The organism is Pseudomonas monsensis, from assembly GCF_014268495.2.
Lineage (GTDB): Bacteria > Pseudomonadota > Gammaproteobacteria > Pseudomonadales > Pseudomonadaceae > Aquipseudomonas > Aquipseudomonas monsensis.
Window position 1 is genome coordinate 3,642,205 of sequence record NZ_CP077087.1, and the last position, 21,802, is coordinate 3,664,006.

Genomic DNA, 21,802 nt, shown 5'->3' on the forward strand with positions numbered 1-21,802 from the left:
GGCAAACAATCCGCCTTCACGGGTCGGACGCGCCGGGCCATTGCGGCCACGCCACCGACTGAGGGCCAGACACAACAAGGACGTCGCACCCATGAAACCGTTATCCCTCAGCGAAAACAGTCCCTCGGCGCAAATCTGGAACAGCGCCGCCCAACTCGACAACATTCCCGTCATCAATACCCATAGCCTGGTGCCCGCCGGCGCCCGTGCGGTGGTGATTGCCCCGCACCCCGGCGATGAGGTGGTCACCTGCGGTGGCCTGCTGCAATTGCTCGCCGGCCTTGGCCACCCGTTGCAATTGCTGTCGATCACCGACGGCAGTGCCAGCCATCCCGGCTCCCGACAATGGTCGGAAAAACGCCTGAGCGTGTTCCGCCCACAGGAAAGTGTCGAAGCCTTGCGCCGCCTCGGCTTGCCGATGCACAGCCTGAAATGGGTGCGCGGCGGCTTCACCGACAACGCCCTGCGCGAAAAGGAAAACGAACTGGTGGCCTTCATCGGCCGTTACCTGCGCCCCGGCGATGCCGTGTTCAGCACCTGGCGCGGGGATGGCAACGACGATCACGAAGCGGTCGGCCACGCCGCCGCCAGAGCCGCAGAACTGGCCGGAGCGACCTTCCACGACGTACCGGTCTGGGCCTGGCACTGGCCGGAGCGCGACCATGCACTGATTCCCTGGGAACGCGCGCGCAAACTGCGCCTCGACACCTGGACCGTCGCGCGCAAAAGCCACGCCACCCACGCCTACGCCAGCCAGCTCAAAGGCGAACCGGCAATCGGCATTGCGCCGATGTTGCCGCCGGTGATCCTCGAAAGGATGCGCCTGCCCTACGAAATCGTCTTCGTCTGAGCCCTGCAAAAAACTCTCAGCCCGACCCAATATCCTGTAGGCGTTGCCGAAGGCTGCGCCTGCAGGTGTTTGCGCGAGCAATTGGAGGAACTGCCAGCCACCGGCATCAGTCGCATGTACAGGAAGACAGAATTCAGAGGAGCGAACGTGTCCAGCGATCCCAAGCGTCATGTGGTCGACGCGCCAGTCATTCATCGCCTGCGGGTGCTCACGGTCAATACCCACAAGGGCTTCACCGCGCTGAACCGGCGCTTCATCCTCCCGGAATTACGCGAGGCGGTGCGCAGTACCTCGGCCGATCTGGTGTTTTTGCAAGAAGTGGTCGGCGAACACGAACGGCATTCGAACCGCTACAACGAATGGCCACAAACCTCGCAATACGAGTTCCTCGCCGACAGCATGTGGAGCGATTTTGCCTACGGGCGCAACGCCGTGTACCCCGATGGTCATCACGGCAATGCATTACTGTCCAAATACCCGATCCGCGAATACCGCAACCTTGATGTGTCGATCACCGGTCCCGAACGCCGTGGCCTGCTGCACTGTGTGCTGGATGTGCCGGGGCATGCCGAAGTCCATGCGATCTGCGTGCATCTGAGCCTGCTGGAAAGCCACCGCCAATTGCAGTTGCAACTGCTTTGCCAGTTGCTCGAATCGTTACCCGACGATGCACCGGTCATCATCGCCGGAGACTTCAACGACTGGCAGTTGCAGGGCAACGCCGCCCTCGCTCGGCGTGACTACCTGCATGAAGCTTTCGAACGCCATCACGGGCGCCCGGCCAAGACCTACCCGGCACGATTTCCATTGCTGCGACTGGACCGGATCTACCTGCGCAATGCCAGCAGTCACGCCCCGCAGATCCTCGGCAACAAGCCGTGGACGCACCTGTCGGACCATTTGCCGCTGGCGGTAGAAGTGCATTTGTAATGGCGCTTGCCGCAATACCGCTCGTCAGTCTTGCTTGCTCCGAGGGGAAAACCATCTACACCTAAATCAGCTTAAGGAGTAGCGCTTTCAATTTGTTAGAGCATGGATCTCATGTAGTGCATCAGTTGCACGGGAAGTACCGATCCCCTGCTCGCTCAAGGATGAATTCCCGAAATCCTGCTTTAGGGAATTGCCATGACGCGCTACATCCAGCCATTGCGAACATTGCCGCACGCGCTCCTCCTGCCTGCCTCGCTTCTGGTGCTCACCAGCTATCCCGCCTCGGCGGCGTGCACACTTGTTCCAGGGCCGGGCAATGACACTTTCATCTGCGACAGTGGCACCAGCGGTTCGCTGACCGACCTGTCCGGCAACAACAGCCTGACCTTCCCCGCCAACGGCAGCGGCCGGATCAACGGCAGCGTGACGTTTGGCGTCGGCGCCGACCGGGTCGAAATCAATTCCGGGGTCATCACCGGCGCAGTCAATCAGGGCAACGGCATTGATGACTTTGTCATGACGGACGGCTCGATCGGCTCGCTCGCCCAGGGTGACGGCCGCGACACCTTTCTGATGACGGGCGGCACCATTGTCGGTGCCTTCGAGGACGGCGATGTCGCACGTCTCACCGGCGGCACGATCGGCCGGGTCGACATGAAGCTCGACAACAATATTTTCGATATGTCCGGCGGGCAGATTCTCGGCAATCTGGTCACCGGTTTCGGTACCGACACCATCATTGTTTCCGGCGGGCGCATCGGCGGCAACGTCAGTGTCAGCGGCGGTAACGACAGCATCACGGTGAGTGGCGGAGAAATCGTCGGCGAGATTCGCGCCAGTGTCGGTGATGACCAATTGCTGTGGAGCGGCGGCATTATCCGCTCGGCGATCCTGATGGACGTCGGCAATGACAACGCCACCCTGCGCAACCTCGACGACAGCGTGCTGGCCCTGACGCCCGGCGTCGATGGCGGCGTCGGCAGCGATACGCTGACTTTCGACAACGTACAAACGGCGCTGCCCGCGCGGTTCGGCAATTGGGAAACGATCAACCTGAGCAACGGCTCGCAGTTGGATCTGGGATCGTCCACCTTGTCCCTGGGCGACGCGGGCACCGGCACTGGCGTGTTGAACCTGGATGCCAACAGCGCGTTGTTTTCGGCGCAGGGCGCGGTATCCCCGGCCGTCGTCGGCCAGGCCATCAGCGTCAACAACTCGGGGATCGTCGACCTGACGCGCAATAACACTCGCACCGACGACGCGCTGACGGTGCAAGGCAACTATGTCGGCAGCAGTGGCCGGTTACTGCTGCAGAGCGTAGTCGGTGCCGATGATTCGCCCAGCGACAAACTGGTGGTCAGCAACGGTAGCCTCAGCGGTGGCACAGTGATCACGGTCACCAACGTCGGCGGGCTGGGTGCGCTGACTCAACTCAACGGTATTCAACTGGTACAGGCGCAAGGCAGCACCGTCAGTACCGATAACGCCTTCACCCTCAGCGCACCGATATCCGCCGGTGCGTATGACTACTACCTGTTCAAGGGTGGCGTCACGGCCGGGACTGAAAACAGCTGGTATTTGCGTTCGGCGGTGGTCGCGCCACAAGTGGTGAGCGTGCCTGACCCCGACCCGACCCAGCCACCGATTCTGGTACCGGTGGTTGCCACGCCGGTACTGGCGGCCATCACACCTCTGGCAACCTCATCGGGCGCACCGGGAACGCCAACACCCGCAGTGATCAGCGCCACCCTGCCTGTGCTGCCCGCCGCCATGGCGGGCGTCGCACCAATTCCCCTGTATCGCCCGGAAGTCCCGACGTGGTCGGTATTGCCACCCGCCGCCGCACAACTGAGCCTCAATGCGCTGGGCACTTTTCATGACCGTCAGGGCGATCAGCGCCTGCTCACGGAACTCGGGGCATTCGGCGCGGGTTGGGGCCGGGTCTATGGCAAAAATCTTGAGCAAACCTGGGCCGGCACCGTGACACCGCGACTGGACGGCTCGCTCAGCGGTTTTCAGGTCGGCAATGATCTGTACAGCTCCCAGACCACCGGCGGCCAGACTCAACGCGTTGGTTTCTTTGTTGGCCATAGCCGTTTGCAAGGTGATGTCGATGGCTTCAACGAGGGCTTCCACAACAACAGCGCCGGCAAAATCAAGCTGGAAGGCGATAGCTACGGCTTGTACTGGACGCTGACCGATCCGCACGGCGGCTACCTCGACACGGTCGTGATGGGCACCCGGTTCGACGGCGACAACCATTCCGTTCGCGGGGTCAAACTGGACAACCGTGGACATGCCCTGACGTTATCTTCCGAAGCCGGTTATCCCTTCCCGATCAATCACACCTGGGTGATCGAGCCGCAGGCGCAGGTCATCCACCAGAAAATATCCCTCGACAACCAGAACGACGGGATCTCGAAGGTCTCTTTCGACTCGGACGGTTCGTGGATCGGTCGTCTCGGCGTTCGGCTCAAAGGCCGTTTTCAAGTCAGCGGTCTGCCGGTGGAACCGTATGTGCGCGCCAATCTGTGGCAGGCCTTTTCCGGCACCGACTCGGTGACATTTGGCGACAATGACGTGATCACCACCGAGCAGAAGTCCTCGACAGCAGACATGGGCCTGGGCGTGGTGTTAACGCTCGATCGCGCCGTCAGCGTTTACGCCAGCACCGATTACAGTATCAATATTGACAGCAATGACCTGCGCGGCGTGGTCGGCAATGTGGGTATTCGCCTCAGCTGGTAGACCTTCCGTCGGCAATTGAACCTCTCTACCCCGGGACTTTCATCGCGTTTCTCCATGCAAACAAATACTTAGTTATGTGCAGAAAAACAAACGCTTGCGACTCTCGATTTACCACTACCGCTCATCGTTCAATTTCTTGACGTATGAGCGCGACTCTCCTTATCTCTACCTTACTACCCCCGGAAACACTATCCGGGGCGACCCTCGGGCACTCGCGAAATCGAGCGGCCACGGTTCGCCCCGCTCCATTCGGTCGCCCCTCGTTCGGGGTAGGAGAGACGCCACATCGAGATATCGCATGCGCCCGCAAGGTAGACCTCCATGAAAACTTCAATCACCCCACACGAGATCAAAATCACTTTCTGCACAGTGTCGAGTTCAATCTTGCTGTGCTCATCCATGGAGGCGCAGGCCGGTCCTGCGGCGGATGAAACCACCCCGTGGTATCGCGCGGATGCGCAAGTGCTAACCCTGCCCACAACCGTGATCACCCCGAATGCGCAACGCTTCAGTCCACGGCCCGATCTGCAAGGCACGCGCCTGATCACCGAAGACCTCGCACCCTCAGCGTGGGACGAGTTGTATGGACGCAGTGCACGTCAGGCGCAAACCGATGTGCTGTCTTCGGGTTTCGCCACACCCGGCAGCGGTGATTTCAAAGGCCCGGCGGTGCTGACCCTGCAAAGCGGCAGCCATACCCAGACCATCGGTCTGATGGGTGGTTTCAACGAGATTCAGGCCAACGGCAACGGCGTGATCACCAGCCGCGCCCTGTCCGACCCGACCCGTGACACCCTCAACCTGCAAGGTCAGAGCCTCGGTGCCTATTACAGCCTGATCGGTGCACTGGGCTGGCATGTCGATCTGTCGGCCAGCGGTGGTCGGGTCAGCGGTTTCAGTCGCAATGAACAAGGCGCACGCCAGGCCACCGAAGGCCACGCGATGACCTTCTCGGTGGAGGGCGGTTTTCCAATTGGCTTGAGTGAAAACTGGGTGGTCGAACCCCAGGCGCAATTGATCAATCAACGCATCACCCTCGACACGCCTTACGCCGGCTCCGGCAACGCGTCATCCACCGATCTGACCGCGTGGAGCGGCCGCGTCGGCGCGCGCCTGAAAGGCAGTTACGATTTGAACGGTCTGCCGGTCGAACCCTACGTGCGCACCAACCTGTGGCACACGGTGTACACGGGCAGCACGGTGACCCTGGATCAAGTCGACAAAATCAGCAGCAGTCGCAAGTCTTCAACCGTCGAGCTGGGCCTGGGCCTGGTGGCGCGGGTGACACCGGTGGTCAGTCTGTATGTGAGCGCGGATTACAGCAGCGATGTGGATGACAATGATTTGAATGGGCTGATTGGCAGCCTTGGGGTGCGCATGCGCTGGTGATTTTCAGATCACCGGAAATTCCTGTGGGAGCACGTTTGCTCCCACAGGTTTTTCGGCGCCTGGATCAAGCCCCCGGTTTAAGAATCAGCACCGCTAGCGGCGGCAGATTCAGTTCCAGCGACAATGACTGGCCATGGCTCGGCACTTCTTCGGTAAACGCCCCGCCGCCATTGCCATAATTGGAACCGGCGTAGGTGTCGGCATCGCTGTTGAGCAATTCGCTCCAGCGCCCGGCAAACGGCACCCCCACTCGATACGACTGACGCGGCACCGGTGTGAAGTTGGCCACCACCAGCACCGGTTGACCGTCCTTGCTCCAGCGCAGCCAGGCGTAGACGCTGTTGATCGCATCGTCGCCAATCAACCACTGGAAGCCCTGCGGTGCGTCGTCCTGGTCGTGCAGCGCCGGCTCTTCGCGGTACAGACGATTGAGGTCACCCACCAGTTTCTGCACGCCCTTGTGTTCCGAATACTGCAGCAGGTACCAGTCGAGCTGCTGATCGTGGTTCCACTCGCGCCACTGGCCAAACTCGCACCCCATGAACAGCAGTTTCTTGCCCGGATGGGTCCACATGAAGCTCAGATAAGCGCGCAGGTTGGCGAATTTCTGCCAGCGGTCGCCGGGCATCTTGTCGATCAGCGAATGCTTGCCGTGCACCACTTCGTCGTGGGAGATCGGCAGGATGAAACGCTCTGACCAGGCGTAGACCAGACCGAAACTCAATTCATTGTGGTGATGGGCGCGGTACACCGGATCCTGCTGAATGTAGTGCAGCGAATCGTGCATCCAGCCCATGTTCCATTTGTAGGCGAAACCGAGCCCGCCCTGCTGGGTGCTCTGGCTGACGCCCGGCCATGCGGTGGACTCCTCGGCGATCACCAGGGCCCCCGGCGCTTCCAGATGCACCACATCGTTCAAATGCCGCAGGAAGTCGATGGCTTCCAGATTCTCCCGACCACCATGCCGGTTCGGCACCCATTCGCCGGCCTTGCGCGAATAGTCGCGATAGAGCATCGAGGCCACGGCATCGACGCGCAGGCCATCAATGTGGAAATGCTTCAACCAGTGCAGCGCCGATGCAAGCATGTAGCCATGCACTTCGGTGCGCCCGAGGTTGTAGATCAGCGTATCCCAATCCTGATGGAACCCCTCCAGTGGGTTGCCATACTCGTATAACGCCGTGCCGTCGAATTGCGCCAGCCCGTGAGTATCGGTGGGAAAATGCGCCGGCACCCAGTCGAGAATCACCCCGATGTCGGCCTGGTGGCAGGCGTTGACGAACTCGGCGAACTGCTCCGGTGTGCCGTAGCGCGCGCTCGGGGCGAATTGCGACAGCAACTGATAACCCCAGGAACCGCCGAACGGGTGTTCCATGATCGGCATCAGCTCGATGTGGGTAAAGCCCAGCTCCTTGACGTACGGAATCACGCGTTCAGCCAGTTCCGGCCAGGTGTACTGACGGGCCACCTCGCCCAGATCATCCAGTTCGCACTGCCACGAGCCCGCGTGCAGTTCGTAGATCGACAGCGGTGCCGAATGTTTCTGCCGCTCGCGACGGCTGTTCATCCAGTCGTGGTCCTGCCAGTCGACCTGCAGGGGCGCGGCGACTTTCGAGGCGGTGTCCGGTGGCAGGCTGGTGGCCAGCGCCATCGGATCGGCCTTGAGCGGCAGAATCCCATGGGCACCGAGAATTTCGTATTTGTACAACTCGCCCGCTTGCAGACGCGGGATGAACAACTCCCAGACCCCGGACGGATGACGCAGACGCATCGGATGCCGGCGCCCGTCCCAGACGTTGAAATCGCCGACCACCGACACCCGCCGGGCATTCGGTGCCCACACGGCAAAGCGCACACCGTCGACGCCATCGACGGTTTTCAGTTGCGCACCGAGGCAGGCACTGAGGTCGCGATGATTGCCTTCGGCGAACAGATACAAGTCCATTTCACCGAGCAACGGGCCAAAGCTGTAAGGGTCCTCGGCGACCTGTTCGCCACCGGCCCAACGCGTGCGCAGCAAGTATGGCCGCGCCTGATCAAAGTGACCGACAAACAACCCCGGTGTTTCAGTCTGTTGCAGCGAACCGCGCTCTTCGCCCGAGTCCTTGTCCAGCACCACCACGCTCAACGCCCCCGGTAAATAGGCGCGAATGAACTGCCCAGCGGCGCCATCGCCGTGGGGGCCAAGAATCGAAAACGGGTCGTGATGTTCCGCGCGTACCAGGGCGTCGATGTCTTTCGCCCCCGGCAGCAGTGCTTCTTTCGCTGAACCCTGTTCCTTGTTCGAGAAACTCATGACTACTCTCCACCAAGATCGGAAAAGGGTTTAAGCCCCGTCAATAACCCATACAAACCGTGCAACGGCACGGGCAGCCACGTCGGGCGATTTTCGGCTTCATAGGCCACTTCATAGGCCGCTTTCTCCAGACCGAACAACGCCAGTGCGGCATCGGCACCTTCAGGATCTTGCCAGGCATGTTCAAGACTAGCTGCCGCCTGACGATATGCCTCGACAAATGCCTCACGGGCCTCACGCAGGTACCGTTGCGCAACGCGATGCCGCGCCGCTTCGGAGTCGGCGCTGTGATCGACGTTGTGCACGTTGATGGTCATCGCTGCCGCGTAATCGAAGGAACGCAGCACGCCACTGACATCCTTGTACGGACTGTGCTTGCCTCGGCGTTCGCTCAACGGCCGCGCCGGTTCGCCTTCGAAGTCGATCAGGTAGGCATCGCCCTTGATCACCAGCACCTGGCCCAAATGCAGATCGCCGTGGACGCGAATCTGCAGACCGCCGACGGCTTTTTTCGCCAGATCCTGCACGTGGCCGAGAATGGTTTTTTTCTCGTCCAGCAGCGTCTTCACCAGCGTCTGGTCCGCCGCGTTGAGCTCGCCCTGATGCTGCTTGAGCAGTTTCAACGCGTGCTCGACCTGGGCAGCGATATCCTTGCCGGTCGCCTGCGCATCCTTGGCGGTTGACACCTGCGGCGCGAAATCGGGGTTGTCGGTCGGCGCAGCGAGCACCTTGTGCATTTCGCCCAGCCGCTGACCGAGCATGCCGGCGAAATCGCGCAACTCGCCCAAGGCGTTGTAATGCTGTTCCTGCTCGGACATGGCATCGGCGAGTTCATCGCGCAGCGCCCGTTCGAGGTTGTTTTGTGTCCATTCCCAGGCGTCGCCCTGATTGCTCAGATAGCCTTGGGCGATCATCAACAGATTGTCCTCACCCTGGGCATCGCGACGGATGACCGAACCCAGCAGTGGAGAGATATTGGCAAATCCGGCCTCGGTCAGGTAAGCGCTCATCTCCAGTTCCGGGTGTACGCCAGAAGCGACTTTACGTATCAGCTTGAGCACCAGGCTATTGCCGATCACCACCGAACTGTTCGACTGCTCGGCCGACAGATAGCGCACTTCCGATTCGGCACCGAGGCCGAGCGTCTCCAGCAGCGGCGTCGGCGCGAAACGGATCTCGCCCTCGGTCGATTCCAGCACAGTGTTGCTCTGCATGCCTTGCAGCACAGCGCGAATAAACGCTTCGAGGCTGAACGCATCGGTGATCAGACCGACCTGACGCACGCGCCGTACACGGGCCAAAGCCAATTGTTGCGGCAACGCCGGCCCGACCTGATCCTCGGAGATAAAGCCGTACGGCAATTGATAACGGCTGGTCTGCCCGCCGCGGGTCACTTCGATTTCGCTGAGCAGTACCGGATGCTGGGCATCGCCGAAGCGCACGCCGTAAGCCAGATGCACCTTGTCGACGGCCGCATCCTTGCCGGCGAACCAACGGCGGTTTTGCAGCCAGCTCGGCAGAATGCCTTGCTCCAGCGTCGCGCGCGAAGGTGCTTCGAGCAGTTCTTCCATGCGCTTTTTCAGCACCAGCGTGGTGAAGTCCGGCAGGCTTTGCGCCGGTTCTACATGCCAGCTCGGCATCTGGTTTTCCGCGGCCAGGGCAAACCAGTAGAAGCCGTACGGCGCCAGGGTCAGCAGGAAATTCAGCTGGCCGATCGGCGGGAACGCGTTACCGCCGAGCATCTCCACCGGCACCATGCCGACGTAGGCCGACAGGTCCAGCTCCGCCGCTTGTGCGCTGCGTGAAACGTTGGCCACGCAGAGAATGATCTCGTGCTTGCCGTCGGCGTCGGTAAATTCGCGGGTATAAGCCAGAATCCGCCGGTTGCTCGGCGAGAGCATTTTCAGCGTGCCACGGCCGAACGCCTTGGACTGTTTGCGCACGGCGAGCATGCGCCGCGTCCAGTTGAGCAGCGAGTGCGGATCACCGGCCTGGGTTTCGACGTTGACCGACAGATAGCCGTACTGCGGGTCCATGATCGGCGGCAGCACCAGACTGGCCGGATCGGCGCGGGAGAAGCCACCGTTGCGGTCGATCGACCATTGCATCGGCGTACGCACGCCGTCGCGGTCGCCAAGGTAAATGTTGTCGCCCATGCCGATTTCATCGCCGTAATACAGGGTCGGCGTGCCCGGCATCGACAGCAGCAGACTGTTCAGCAGTTCGACGCGACGGCGATCACGTTCCATCAACGGCGCCAGGCGCCGGCGGATACCGAGGTTGATCCGCGCCCGACGGTCAGCCGCGTAGTAATTCCACAGGTAATCGCGTTCCTTGTCGGTGACCATTTCCAGCGTCAGTTCATCGTGATTGCGCAGGAAGATCGCCCATTGACAGTTGGCGGGAATCTCCGGGGTCTGACGCAGAATGTCGGTGATCGGGAAACGATCTTCCTGGGCTAGCGCCATGTACATGCGCGGCATCAGCGGGAAGTGAAAGGCCATGTGGCATTCGTCACCGTTGACACCTGCGGCATCGGTGTCACCGAAGTACAGCTGGGTGTCTTCCGGCCATTGGTTGGCTTCGGCCAGCAGCATGCGGTCAGGGTAATTGGCGTCGATTTCGGCGCGGATCTGCTTGAGGACGTCGTGGGTCTCGGGCAGGTTTTCGTTGTTGGTGCCGTCGCGCTCGATCAGGTACGGAATGGCGTCGAGGCGCAGGCCGTCGATGCCCATGTCCAGCCAGTAACGCATCACCGACAGCACGGCTTTCATCACTTGCGGGTTGTCGAAGTTGAGGTCCGGCTGGTGCGAATAGAAGCGGTGCCAGAAGTACTGGCCGGCGACCGGGTCCCAGGTCCAGTTGGACTTTTCGGTGTCGAGGAAAATGATGCGGGTGCCGTCGTATTTCTGGTCGTCATCCGACCATACGTAGAAGTCCCGCGCCGCCGAACCGGGCTTGGCCTTGCGCGCCCGCTGAAACCACGGGTGCTGGTCGGAGGTGTGGTTGATGACCAGCTCGGTGATCACCCGCAAGCCGCGTTTGTGCGCCTCGGCGATAAAGCGTTTGGCGTCGGCCATCGTCCCGTAATCGCTGTGGACGCCACGGTATTCAGCGATGTCGTAGCCGTCGTCACGACGTGGCGAGGGATAGAAAGGCAGGAGCCAGATGGTATTGACGCCGAGTTCGGCAATGTAATCGAGCTTGGCGATCAGCCCGGGAAAGTCGCCGATGCCGTCATTGTTGGAGTCGAAAAACGATTTGACGTGTACCTGATAAATCACCGCGTCCTTGTACCAGAGCGGGTCTTTGATGAATGTGGCTGCCTTGGGTTTCTTCGCCATTTGAAACTCCTGCTGAATTCTCTGATGCCACAGGGTCACCCCTGTGGCGAGGGGATTGATCCCCGTTCGGCTGCGCAGCAGTCGTCAATTCAGACAACATGTCACAGCTGAAAAAAAGCGGGGCCGCTTCGCAGCCCAACGGGGATAAATCCCCTCGCCACACTGTTTGGCACATGGTTTAAGGGGCCGTAATCCGCCAGATACCGAACGGCTGATACCCCGGATCAATGCGCATGAACTGGTATTTACCGTGCCAGTCCCAGCGGTGCCCGTTCATCAAATCTTCGCCGTGCGTAGTGGCGTCATCGGGCAGACCCATTTCCCACAACGGCAGTTCAAAATTCGCTTCCTGCACGTTGTGCGGATCGAGGCTGACCGCCACCAGAATGAAGTTGCTGCCGTCCGCGCTGCGCTTGCCGAAATACAGAATGTTGTCGTTCCACGCGTTGTAGACCTTCAGCCCCAGGTGCGTGTGCAGCGCCGGGTTCTGCCGGCGTATACGGTTGAGCTGGGCGATTTCGGCAATGATGTTGCCGGGGGCGGTGAAATCGCGGACGCGAATCTCGTACTTCTCAGAATCGAGGTATTCCTCCTTGCCCGGCACCGGTGCCGACTCGCACAGCTCATACCCGGAATACATGCCCCACAAGCCCGAACCCATCGTCGCCAGCGCCGCACGGATCAGGAAACCCGGGCGCCCCGACTCATGCAGAAACGCCGGGTTGATGTCCGGGGTATTGACGAAAAAATTCGGCCGGTAGCACTCGCGCCACGGCGATTCATTCAGTTCGGTGAAATACGTGGCCAGCTCAGCCTTGGTGTTGCGCCAGGTGAAGTAGGTGTAGCTCTGGGTGTAACCGACCTTGCCCAGGCGCGCCATCATCGCCGGCGTGGTGAAGGCTTCGGCGAGGAAGATCACTTCCGGGTACAGCGCGCGCACGTCGGCAATCAGCCATTGCCAGAAGGGCAATGGTTTGGTGTGCGGGTTGTCGACACGGAAGATCTTCACGCCCTCCTCGACCCAGCCAATGACAATGTCGCGCAATTCGACCCACAGGCTCGGAATCGCGTCCGGCGCATAGAAGTCGACGTTGACGATGTCCTGGTATTTCTTCGGCGGGTTTTCCGCGTATTTGATCGTACCGTCCGGACGCCAGTTGAACCAGCCCGGATGCTGCTTGAGCCAAGGGTGATCCTGGGAACACTGGATCGCGAAGTCGAGGGCGATTTCCAGGCCATGATCGGCGGCAGCAGCGACCAGGCGGCGGAAGTCCTCACGGGTGCCGAGTTGCGAGTGAATCGCCTCGTGACCGCCCTCCTCGCTGCCGATGGCATAAGGGCTGCCCGGATCATCCGGGGCTGCCGTCAGGGAATTGTTGCGGCCCTTGCGGTGAGCGCGGCCGATCGGATGGATCGGCGTGAAGTACAGCACGTCGAAGCCCATGTCCTGAATCATCGGCAATCGTGCGTGCACATCATTAAAGGTGCCGTGGCGAGCGGGATCGTCGGTGATCGAGCGGGGAAACAGCTCGTACCAACTGGCAAACTCGGCCAGCTCGCGTTCGACGTCCACGGGGAACTCGGGACTGACGCTCAGGTAGGCGCGGTGATCGGCCTGCGCCATCAGTTGCGCACTGCGCGAGTGCAGAAACAGCGCAACCTGCTCGGTTTCGAGCAACCCGGACAACTCATGGTGCAACGACGCCAGCTGTTCGCTGAGCTGGCCTTCGCTGCGTTCGGCGGCTTGTTGCACCATGCTCCGGCCTTCCTGCAGCTCCAGGGAGACGGGCACCGCGGCGGTGTGCTTCTTCTCCAGTTCGTACTGAAAACTGGCGAAATGATCGATCCACGCTTCGATGCAATACAGATAGCGGCCCTGATGCTCGGGCTGGAACTGACCGCGCCAGCCGTTATTGCCCTGATCGGCCATGACTTCGCTTTGCCAGGTCTCCTCGCCTTCCTCGCGCCAGCGGATGCGCACCGCCAGCTTGTCGTGGCCATCGGCGAAGACCTTGCTGGTAACCACCACCTCACGACCGGCAATCGACTTCACGGCGAACTGCCCGCCATCGAGGGTCGGCATGGTGTTTTCGATAACGATGCGCGGCAACAGCAACGCCTGCGACAGCGGCATGTGCGGGTTGTAGCTCAGCTCTGAAGGTTTTTCAGCAGTCATCGAGCATCTCTCCTTAACGCCCCAGGGACGCTCTTGTGCCGGATCAGCGTGCGCGACAAAGCGCCTGCCCCGGAATGAACTCACCTAGGTTCCGAGCGACTGGCGCCGGGAAAAGTTCACAGTGATTTGCCTGTGCGAAAAAGCGGATCGTTTTCGCCGCAAGGTGGTCAATCCACTTAAGCACTTCTCACGCCATGTGCCACACGGAGGTCACCCTGATGAACATCCCGATTCCGGCCGAAACGCCTGATCCGAACATCGACAAACCCACCCTGCCGGAGACAGAACCGCAACCGGTACCCGAGCAGGAACCGCCAGGCACCACGCCACCGGCCAAGGAAGAACCGCCGACGACGATGCCACCGGTTATCGTCTGATTCTTCCCTGCGCGCTGATATGGCTCATGTAGGAGCAGCCTTCGGCAGCTCCTACAGGTGCCTGTTCCGCTCATCGTCCTTTTCGAACACGCGGACAATTCGCGGCATCACGCTGAAGATCCCCAACGCCAGCAACGTACTGAACAGCGCCGTCGCCTCTCTGCCCAACCCGGTTGCCACACCAATGGCTGCGGTCATCCACAACCCCGCCGCCGTCGTCAGGCCTTTCACGTGGCCTTCATCACCTTCGCGGTTTTTCAGGATGGTGCCGGCACCGAGAAAACCGATCCCGGCAATCACCCCTTGCAGCACGCGACTCATCGCGTCAGATTCAGCGCCGGACGTCTGCGGCACCAGCACGAACAGCGCCGCACCGAGCGCCACCAGCATGTGCGTGCGCACCCCGGCAGCCTTGCCCTTGTGTTCGCGCTCGAAACCGAGGATGCCCCCAAGAATCGCTGCCATCAGCAGACGCACGGTGATCCGCGTCAACTGCGACGCATCACCGATGTCGGCGAATTCCGCCTGCAGGGTTTCCCACACTTCATGCCACCAAGCGTTCATGGACAGTCCTTGTTATTGGCTGGATAAACGATGGACAGCGGCGACCATTAATCAGTTGCGCAGAACGATCGGCGAAGCCTGTGCCCTAACCTTTCAGACCCCCCTGAAAAAAGGACTGCCCTCATGCCCCTTCGAGTCGATGAATCCAATCCCGAACAAAAAGTGTGTTTTTTCACGGTCGAGAATGGCGAAGAAATCCGCATTTGCGACACCCTGGAAGTCCGCACGGACAGCGACAAAGCCATGTCGTTCGTGGAAATAGAGGGCCGGCGCGTGTACATCACCGAAGCAGAAGCCGACGAATTGACCGTTGCAGGCGCCAGAGACGGTCGCAAGCACTTGAAGGCTGACGAGAGTGGTTCGGTGATTTGACTGACCTTGATCAACACCTCGCGCAAACGTCTGATATAGGCGTTTGCGCCTTTGTTTGCGGGCTGCTTCAAGTTGTCGCAGGCGTTGCACAGAATCTCATCTGATCCGCTTTTTATTGAAATACCTGAGTCTGTTATGCAAACAGATCGACGCTCATAGTGCGCTGGCCTGATGGAGGCTGATGAGCGAATGACCATGAGCGAACAAATTCCCGTCCGAACCGTAGAAGCAAGCCCCACCATAAAAAATGTACCGGGTCGCCCGATGAAGGCGAAGGCCGGCTCAACTGACAAGCAGATTCACACCCGCAGCTTCACTGGCCTGTTCCGCACGTTGCGCATGAGCGGCGCGGGGTTTCTGTTTCTGCTGTTCTTCGGCACCGTGTGGCTGAACTGGGGCGGTCGTCAGGCCGTGCTCTGGGATCTTTCCGAAAGCAAATTCCATATCTTCGGCGCGACCTTCTGGCCGCAGGATTTCATCCTGCTCTCGGCGTTGCTGATCATTGCCGCGTTCGGCCTGTTCGCCATCACCGTGTTCGCCGGGCGGGTCTGGTGCGGTTACACCTGCCCACAGAGTTCGTGGACGTGGATTTTCATGTGGTGCGAGAAAATCACCGAAGGCGAACGCAACCAGCGGATCAAGCTGCAAGCGGCGCCGTGGAGCCTGAACAAACTGGCCCGACGCGCCGCCAAGCACACGTTGTGGCTGGCGATCAGCGTGATGACCGGACTGACCTTTGTCGGCTACTTCACCCCGATCCGGCCGCTGGCCGAAGAACTGCTGACCTTGCACATCGGTGGCGTCAGCCTGTTCTGGGTGCTGTTCTTCACCGCTGCCACCTACATCAATGCCGGCTGGCTGCGGGAAGCGGTGTGCATGCACATGTGCCCGTATGCGCGGTTCCAGAGCGTGATGTTCGACAAAGACACCCTGGCAATTTCGTACGACGTAGCCCGTGGCGAAAACCGTGGCCCGCGCAAACGCGAGGTGAAACCCGCCGAGGCCGGCCTCGGTGACTGCATCGACTGCCAGTTGTGCGTGCAGGTTTGCCCGACCGGTATCGACATCCGCGATGGCCTGCAGATGGAGTGCATCGGTTGCGCCGCGTGCATCGACGCCTGCGATTCGATCATGGACAAAATGAACTACCCGCGCGGTTTGATCCGCTACAGTTCCGAACGGGAATTGCAGGGGGGCAAGACCCATTTGCTGCGTCCGCGTCTGATCGGCTATGTCGCGGTGCTGCTGGTGATGATCGGCGCGCTGGCCATGGCGCTGGTCGAACGGCCGATGGTGTCGCTGGACGTGACCAAGGATCGCGGGCTGTTCCGTGAGAACGGCCAGGGTCAGATCGAAAACATCTACACCCTCAAGGTCATCAACAAGACCCAGCAACGCCAGGCCTACAACCTGAGCCTGGTCGATGGCGACGGTTTCCAGTTGCAAGGCAAGACCGAACTGAGCCTGGCGCCGGGTGAGATTGTCGATGTGCCGGTGTCGGTGGCGATGACCACGGAGCGTCCGGCCAGCAGTTCACAGACCTTGAGTTTCAAGATTGCCGACAGCGATGAACCCGAGATTTATAGCGTGGCGAAAAGCAGGTTTGTGGCGCCGATGAATCGTTGAGCCGTTAGAATCTTTTCCCCTCACCCCAGCCCTCTCCCGGAGGGAGAGGGAGCCGACCGAGGTGTCTGTCGCTATACATCGACCTGACAGACCGAGTCGATTATGGATTCAGCAAAGCACTTTCAGACCGAGTCGATTATGGATTCAGCAAAGCACTTTCAGGCTGAGTCGATTGTGGATTCAGCAAAGCACTTTTCAGGCTGAGTCGATTGTGGATTCAGCAAAGCACTTTCAGGCTGAGTCGATTGTGGATTCAGCAAAGCACTTTTCAGGCTGAGTCGATTATGGATTCAGCAAAGCACTTTCAGGCTGAGTCGATTGTGGATTCAGCAAAGCACTTTCAGGTCGGTGTAGTTCGCAAGCATCCCCCAATCAGTCCCCTCTCCCTCTGGGAGAGGGTTAGGGTGAGGGGCAGTTCTCCTGACACACCTCATCATCAACCAGCACCAAGGCTCCTCGATGAAACGCTACGAAAAATTCGCCGACGACATCGCTGAACTGATCCGCTCCGGCGTCCTTGGCCCCGGCCAGCGGGTGCCGTCGGTGCGCTACGCGAGCCAGACCTACGGGGTCAGCCCATCCACGGTGTTCCAGGCTTATTACCTGCTGGAACGCCGCGGCCTGATCCGCGCCCGGCCGCGTTCAGGCTACTTCGTCAACACCCATGCGCCGAGCCCGTTTTCGGAGCCGGTGATCAGCAGCCACGTCAACGACTCCACCGAAGTCGACGTCAGCGAACTGGTGTTCTCGGTGCTGGAATCGATCAAGGACCCGAGCACCGTGCCCTTCGGCTCGGCGTTCCCCAGCCCGACGCTGTTCCCGCTGCAACGCCTGTCGCGGTCACTGGCCAGCGCCGCCCGGGAAATGGACCCGCGCATGGTGGTCACCGACATGTCGCCGGGCAACCCGCAACTGCGCCGGCAGATCGCCCTGCGCTACATGGTCGGCGGACTGATGCTGCCGATGGAAGAACTGCTGATCACCAACGGCGCCCTGGAAGCGCTGAACCTGTGCCTGCAAGCGGTGACCGAGCCAGGCGACCTGGTCGCCATCGAGGCCCCGGCGTTTTATGCCAGCCTGCAAGTGCTGGAGCGGCTGAAACTCAAAGCGGTGGAAATTCCCGTGCACCCACGCGACGGTATCGACCTCGGCGTGCTTGCACAGACGCTGGAGCGACATCCGATCAAGGCCTGCTGGTGCATGACCAGTTTCCAGAACCCGATGGGAGCAACCATGCCCGAGGCGAAGAAACAGGAACTGGTGGAACTGCTGCGCCGACATCAGGTGCCGCTGATCGAGGATGACGTGTACGCCGAACTCTATTACGGCCAGCAGGCGCCGAAACCGGCCAAGGCCTTCGACACCGAAGGGCTGGTGATGCATTGCGGCTCGTTCGCCAAGAGCCTGGCCCCCGGCTACCGCATCGGCTGGGTCGCTGCCGGGCGCTACGCGCAGAAAATCGAACGGCTGAAACTGATGACCTCGCTCTGTGCCTCGATGCCGGCACAGGCGGCGATTGCCGACTATCTGCAACATGGCGGCTATGACCGCCACTTGCGCAAGCTGCGCTACGCACTGGAAGAACAGCAGAGCGCGATGCTCGCGGCCATTGCTCGCTATTTCCCGGCACAAACCCGGGTCAGCCAACCGGCGGGCGGCTACTTTTTGTGGCTGGAATTGCCACCGCAGATGGATTCGCTGAAGTTGTTCCAGATGGCATTGGCGCAAGGCATCAGCATTGCGCCGGGGCCGATATTCTCGCCGACGCAGCGCTTTCGCAACTGCATCCGATTGAATTACGGCAGCCCGTGGACCGAGGACTCGGAGAAGGCGATGGAGACGCTGGGGCGGATTGTGCGGTCGTTCTGACAGTTCTGTGTTGTTTGAACTATCGCTATCGCGAGCAGGCTCACCCCTACATTTGAAATGCGTTCACCTGCAGGAGTGAGCCAGCTCGCGATGGGGTCTGTCCAGACACCGTTGAATTAACGGCCGCCACCCAGATCAACAAACGTCCCGGTCGCGTACGAAGCCTTGTCCGACAACAACCAGACAATCGCCTCCGCCACCTCATCCGGCCGCCCGCCCCGGGCCATCGGAATCGCTGACTCCAGCTTGCTGACCCGATCCGGATCGCCACTCAGCGCATGGAAATCGGTGTAGATGTAACCCGGACGCACGGCGTTGACCCGAATCCCCTCGCCCGCCACTTCCTTGGACAGACCGATGGTGAAAGAGTCGAGCGCACCTTTGGACGCCGCGTAATCGACGTATTCATTCGGCGAACCCAGGCGTGCAGCCACGGATGACACGTTGACGATGCTGCCGCCCTGCCCGCCATGCTTGGGCGACATGCGCAGGATCGCGTGCTTGGCGCAGAGGATCGGCGCCAAGACGTTGGTTTTCATGATTTTCAGAATGCGGAATTCGGACATTTCATCGACGCGCGATTTATGCCCGACGGTACCGGCGTTGTTCACTAGCGCGGTGACCCGGCCCAGTTCGGTATCGACCCGGTGAAACAGCGCAATCACCTCGTCTTCGATACTGACATCGGCGCGCACCGCAATAGCCTGCGCACCCAGCGCGCGGACTTGTTCCAGTACGCTTTGTGCGGCCTGCTCGTCTGACTGATAGTTGATGCAGATCCGATAGCCCTGTTCGGCGGCCAGCAGCGCCGTGGCTGCGCCGATGCCGCGTCCGCCGCCGGTGATCACAATGACTTTATCCATGCAGACCTTCCCCCCAATGCACACGTAACAGTCGGGGGGAAGAATAACCGCCATTGGCGGGTTTTGCATGGGCTCTGTCAAAGGCTCGGCCGGTACCGCGACTTTCGCAGTTGTATTGCATTTGTGGCGAGGAAGCTTGCTCTCTCGCCACAGTGTTTGTCTTGAACAACGCTCAGCGTGACGTCAGAGCGCCGCCAGCTTCTCCGCGCTCACGATGCTCTGCATGAACTTCTCTGCCGGCATCGGATGCCCCAGCAGATACCCTTGCAACGAATCACACCCCAACTGCGTGAGGAAATCCTGCTGCACGCCGGTCTCCACGCCCTCGGCGACGATCCGCAAGCCCAGCGCCTGACCCAGCGCGACAATGGCCGAGACAATCGCGGCATCGTCACTGTCATGCTCCAGATCCCGCACAAACCCCCGATCAATCTTCAACTCGTTGGCCGGCAGGCGTTTGAGGTACATCAGGCTTGAATAACCGGTACCGAAGTCGTCGATCGACAGGTCCACGCCCATGTCGGACAACTCTTGCAGCACCGTCATGCTTGCGTCGGCGTCGCTCATCGCCGTGGTTTCGGTGATTTCCAGGGTCAGGCTGTTGGCCGGCAAATGGTGGGTAGCCAGGGCCTTGGCCACGCTCTGCACCAACCCGGCGTGACAGAACTGCAATGCCGACAGGTTCACCGCGATGCGCCAGTCGGTGTAGCCCAGCACGTACCATTCGCGCATCTGCCGGCAGGCTTCATTGAGCACCCACTCACCGATGGCGATGATCACCCCGGTTTTCTCGGCCAGATCAATGAACTTGTCCGGCATCAACATGCCGTGCAACGGATGCTGCCAGCGCAACAGCGCTTCGGCGCCGACCGGATGACCATTGGCGGCGTCGAACTTCGGCTGGTAATGCAGGCTGAACTGGTTGTGTTCGAGTGCCGCACGCAGGTCCTGCAACAATTGCAGCTGTTTTCGTGCATTGCTGTTCATCGACGCATCGAAAAAGCTGTAGCCGTTTTTGCCGCCGCCCTTGGCGTGATACATCGCCGCGTCAGCGTTCATCAGCAGTTCCTGGGCGTTCTGACCATTGCCCGGGTACAGCGCAATACCGACGCTGGCAGAAATCTGCAGATCATGCTCGGCGACGCGGAACGACTGCCCGATCAGGCCGACCTGTCGCGCCGCCAGACTCAAGGCATCATTGGGCTCGCTCAGGCGCACCAGCAGCACGAATTCATCGCCGCCAATGCGCGCCAACGTGTCCTGGCTGCGCAAATCCTCACGCAGACGCAAGCCCACTTCGCGCAGCAACTGATCGCCCATGTGATGGCCAAAGGCATCGTTGACCGGTTTGAAACCGTCCAGGTCAATAAACATCAAGGCAAAGCAACCGCCCTGCTCATGGACTTTCTTGATCGCCTGGTTGATCCGGTCATCCAGCAGCATGCGGTTCGGCAGGCCGGTCAGGGTGTCGTGCAGGGCCAGTTGCGTCAGTTCGCGATTGGCCACGGTCAACGAGTGCGCCAGATCGGCGGTGCGCGCTTCAAGGCGAGCGTCGAGAATCGACGTCAGCAAGGCAATCGACAGCACCGCCAGCGTGGTGATCAGTACCAGGCTGTCAACGCCATTGCCTTTGAGACCATTGAGCGTTGCGCCACAGAAACTGCCTTCGGGAAACTGCGCTGCTGCCATGCCGGTGTAATGCATGCCGACGATGGCGATGCCCATGATCACCGCTGCCCCGGCGCGAATCAGGCGCACATAGGGCGAATGCTGACGCAGCCGGAAAGCGATCCACAGCGCGACGGCACTTGCACCGACGGCAATCAACAGCGATGCGCCGAAGAGCGTCGGATCGTAGTCGATCCCCGGTGTCATGCGCATTGCCGCCATGCCGGTGTAGTGCATGGCACTGATACCGGCGCCCATGGTCAGTGCACCGAAGATCAGTTGCAGCACCGGCAGCTTGGGCTGGCTGACCAGCCACAGGGCAAAACCACAGGACAGCACCGCAATCAACAGCGAAAGCGCGGTGATCCCGATGTCGTAGCCCAGGTCGATCGGCAATTTGAAGGCGAGCATGCCGATAAAGTGCATCGACCAGACGCCAACGCCCATGGCCAACGCACCACCTGCCGTCCAGAAATGCACGGCTCGGCCCCTTGAGGTGGCAATGCGCCCGGTCAGGTCGAGCGCGGTGTATGAGGCAAGAATCGCCACGCACAAAGAAATGAAAACCAGGGTGTAGGAGTAACTACCGATGAGCATGGAAATTCTCGTAGCCAGCCTGACGGTATAGCGTCCTTTCTCGGCCGGGCAAAAGCGGCGATTGTACTGATTGCGCTGAAGAACGCACTGACAAAGTGAGCAAATTGCCATCAACCCGATGAAACGCTTGTTT

At 60.5% G+C, this 21,802-nt stretch carries 14 protein-coding genes; 8 read left to right on the top strand and 6 right to left on the bottom strand.

Going from position 1 to position 21,802, the window contains the following annotated elements:
• The first annotated feature begins 91 nt into the window (after positions 1-91).
• From HV782_RS16050 to HV782_RS16065, 4 genes are all read left to right on the top strand, one after another.
• Positions 92-850 carry a PIG-L deacetylase family protein gene (locus HV782_RS16050; protein WP_128614264.1) on the top strand — a complete coding sequence of 253 codons (759 nt, stop codon included), beginning with the start codon at positions 92-94 and terminating at the stop codon, positions 848-850.
• A gap of 147 nt (positions 851-997) precedes the next feature.
• Positions 998-1,780 (top strand): endonuclease/exonuclease/phosphatase family protein, encoded by a 783-nt coding sequence (locus HV782_RS16055; RefSeq protein WP_186746840.1) that lies wholly within the window; start codon positions 998-1,000, stop codon positions 1,778-1,780.
• Between the two features lie 195 nt (positions 1,781-1,975).
• Positions 1,976-4,528 carry an autotransporter family protein gene (locus HV782_RS16060; RefSeq protein ID WP_186746838.1) on the top strand — a complete coding sequence of 851 codons (2,553 nt, stop codon included), beginning with the start codon at positions 1,976-1,978 and terminating at the stop codon, positions 4,526-4,528.
• Between the two features lie 321 nt (positions 4,529-4,849).
• Positions 4,850-5,917, top strand: coding sequence for an autotransporter domain-containing protein (locus tag HV782_RS16065; protein WP_128614266.1), 1,068 nt, complete (start codon positions 4,850-4,852; stop codon positions 5,915-5,917).
• A gap of 64 nt (positions 5,918-5,981) precedes the next feature.
• Here HV782_RS16065 and glgB read toward each other — a convergent pair whose 3' ends face one another.
• From glgB to HV782_RS16080, 3 genes are all read right to left on the bottom strand, one after another.
• Positions 5,982-8,213 (bottom strand): 1,4-alpha-glucan branching protein GlgB, encoded by a 2,232-nt coding sequence (gene glgB / locus HV782_RS16070; protein ID WP_186746836.1) that lies wholly within the window; start codon positions 8,211-8,213, stop codon positions 5,982-5,984.
• 2 nt (positions 8,214-8,215) lie between these two features.
• The gene (gene treS / locus HV782_RS16075) at positions 8,216-11,557 is read right to left on the bottom strand and encodes a maltose alpha-D-glucosyltransferase (RefSeq protein ID WP_186746834.1); all 3,342 of its coding nucleotides are present in this window, start codon (positions 11,555-11,557) and stop codon (positions 8,216-8,218) included.
• A 178-nt stretch (positions 11,558-11,735) separates the two neighbouring features.
• Positions 11,736-13,733, bottom strand: coding sequence for an alpha-1,4-glucan--maltose-1-phosphate maltosyltransferase (locus HV782_RS16080; RefSeq protein WP_186746832.1), 1,998 nt, complete (start codon positions 13,731-13,733; stop codon positions 11,736-11,738).
• Between the two features lie 218 nt (positions 13,734-13,951).
• Between HV782_RS16080 and HV782_RS16085 the strand changes: the two genes are divergently transcribed.
• Entirely contained in the window at positions 13,952-14,110 is a 159-nt protein-coding gene (locus HV782_RS16085) for a hypothetical protein (protein WP_177490452.1), read from the top strand.
• Between the two features lie 51 nt (positions 14,111-14,161).
• On the opposite strand, the gene HV782_RS16090 is transcribed toward HV782_RS16085, so the two are convergent.
• Positions 14,162-14,674: an MgtC/SapB family protein gene (locus tag HV782_RS16090; protein ID WP_186746830.1), complete on the bottom strand. Its 513-nt coding sequence runs from the start codon at positions 14,672-14,674 to the stop codon at positions 14,162-14,164.
• A 123-nt stretch (positions 14,675-14,797) separates the two neighbouring features.
• On the opposite strand from HV782_RS16090, the gene HV782_RS16095 reads away from it, so the two are divergent.
• The 3 genes from HV782_RS16095 (at position 14,798) to mapR (ending at position 18,541) form a co-directional block, all read left to right on the top strand.
• Complete coding sequence (locus HV782_RS16095; protein ID WP_128614270.1) at positions 14,798-15,046, top strand: DUF3203 family protein; 249 nt, start codon at positions 14,798-14,800, stop codon at positions 15,044-15,046.
• 195 nt (positions 15,047-15,241) lie between these two features.
• A complete protein-coding gene (ccoG, locus tag HV782_RS16100; RefSeq protein ID WP_123469201.1) occupies positions 15,242-16,672 on the top strand; it encodes a cytochrome c oxidase accessory protein CcoG in 1,431 nt (476 codons plus the stop codon).
• A 459-nt stretch (positions 16,673-17,131) separates the two neighbouring features.
• The gene (mapR, locus tag HV782_RS16105; protein WP_008087199.1) at positions 17,132-18,541 is read left to right on the top strand and encodes a GntR family transcriptional regulator MpaR; all 1,410 of its coding nucleotides are present in this window, start codon (positions 17,132-17,134) and stop codon (positions 18,539-18,541) included.
• A 116-nt stretch (positions 18,542-18,657) separates the two neighbouring features.
• Here mapR and HV782_RS16110 read toward each other — a convergent pair whose 3' ends face one another.
• Together HV782_RS16110 and HV782_RS16115 are read right to left on the bottom strand one after the other, a co-directional pair.
• Positions 18,658-19,404 carry an SDR family oxidoreductase gene (locus HV782_RS16110; protein ID WP_123469077.1) on the bottom strand — a complete coding sequence of 249 codons (747 nt, stop codon included), beginning with the start codon at positions 19,402-19,404 and terminating at the stop codon, positions 18,658-18,660.
• Positions 19,405-19,587: 183 nt separating this feature from the next.
• Positions 19,588-21,669: a putative bifunctional diguanylate cyclase/phosphodiesterase gene (locus HV782_RS16115; RefSeq protein ID WP_186746828.1), complete on the bottom strand. Its 2,082-nt coding sequence runs from the start codon at positions 21,667-21,669 to the stop codon at positions 19,588-19,590.
• Positions 21,670-21,802 lie beyond the last annotated feature (133 nt).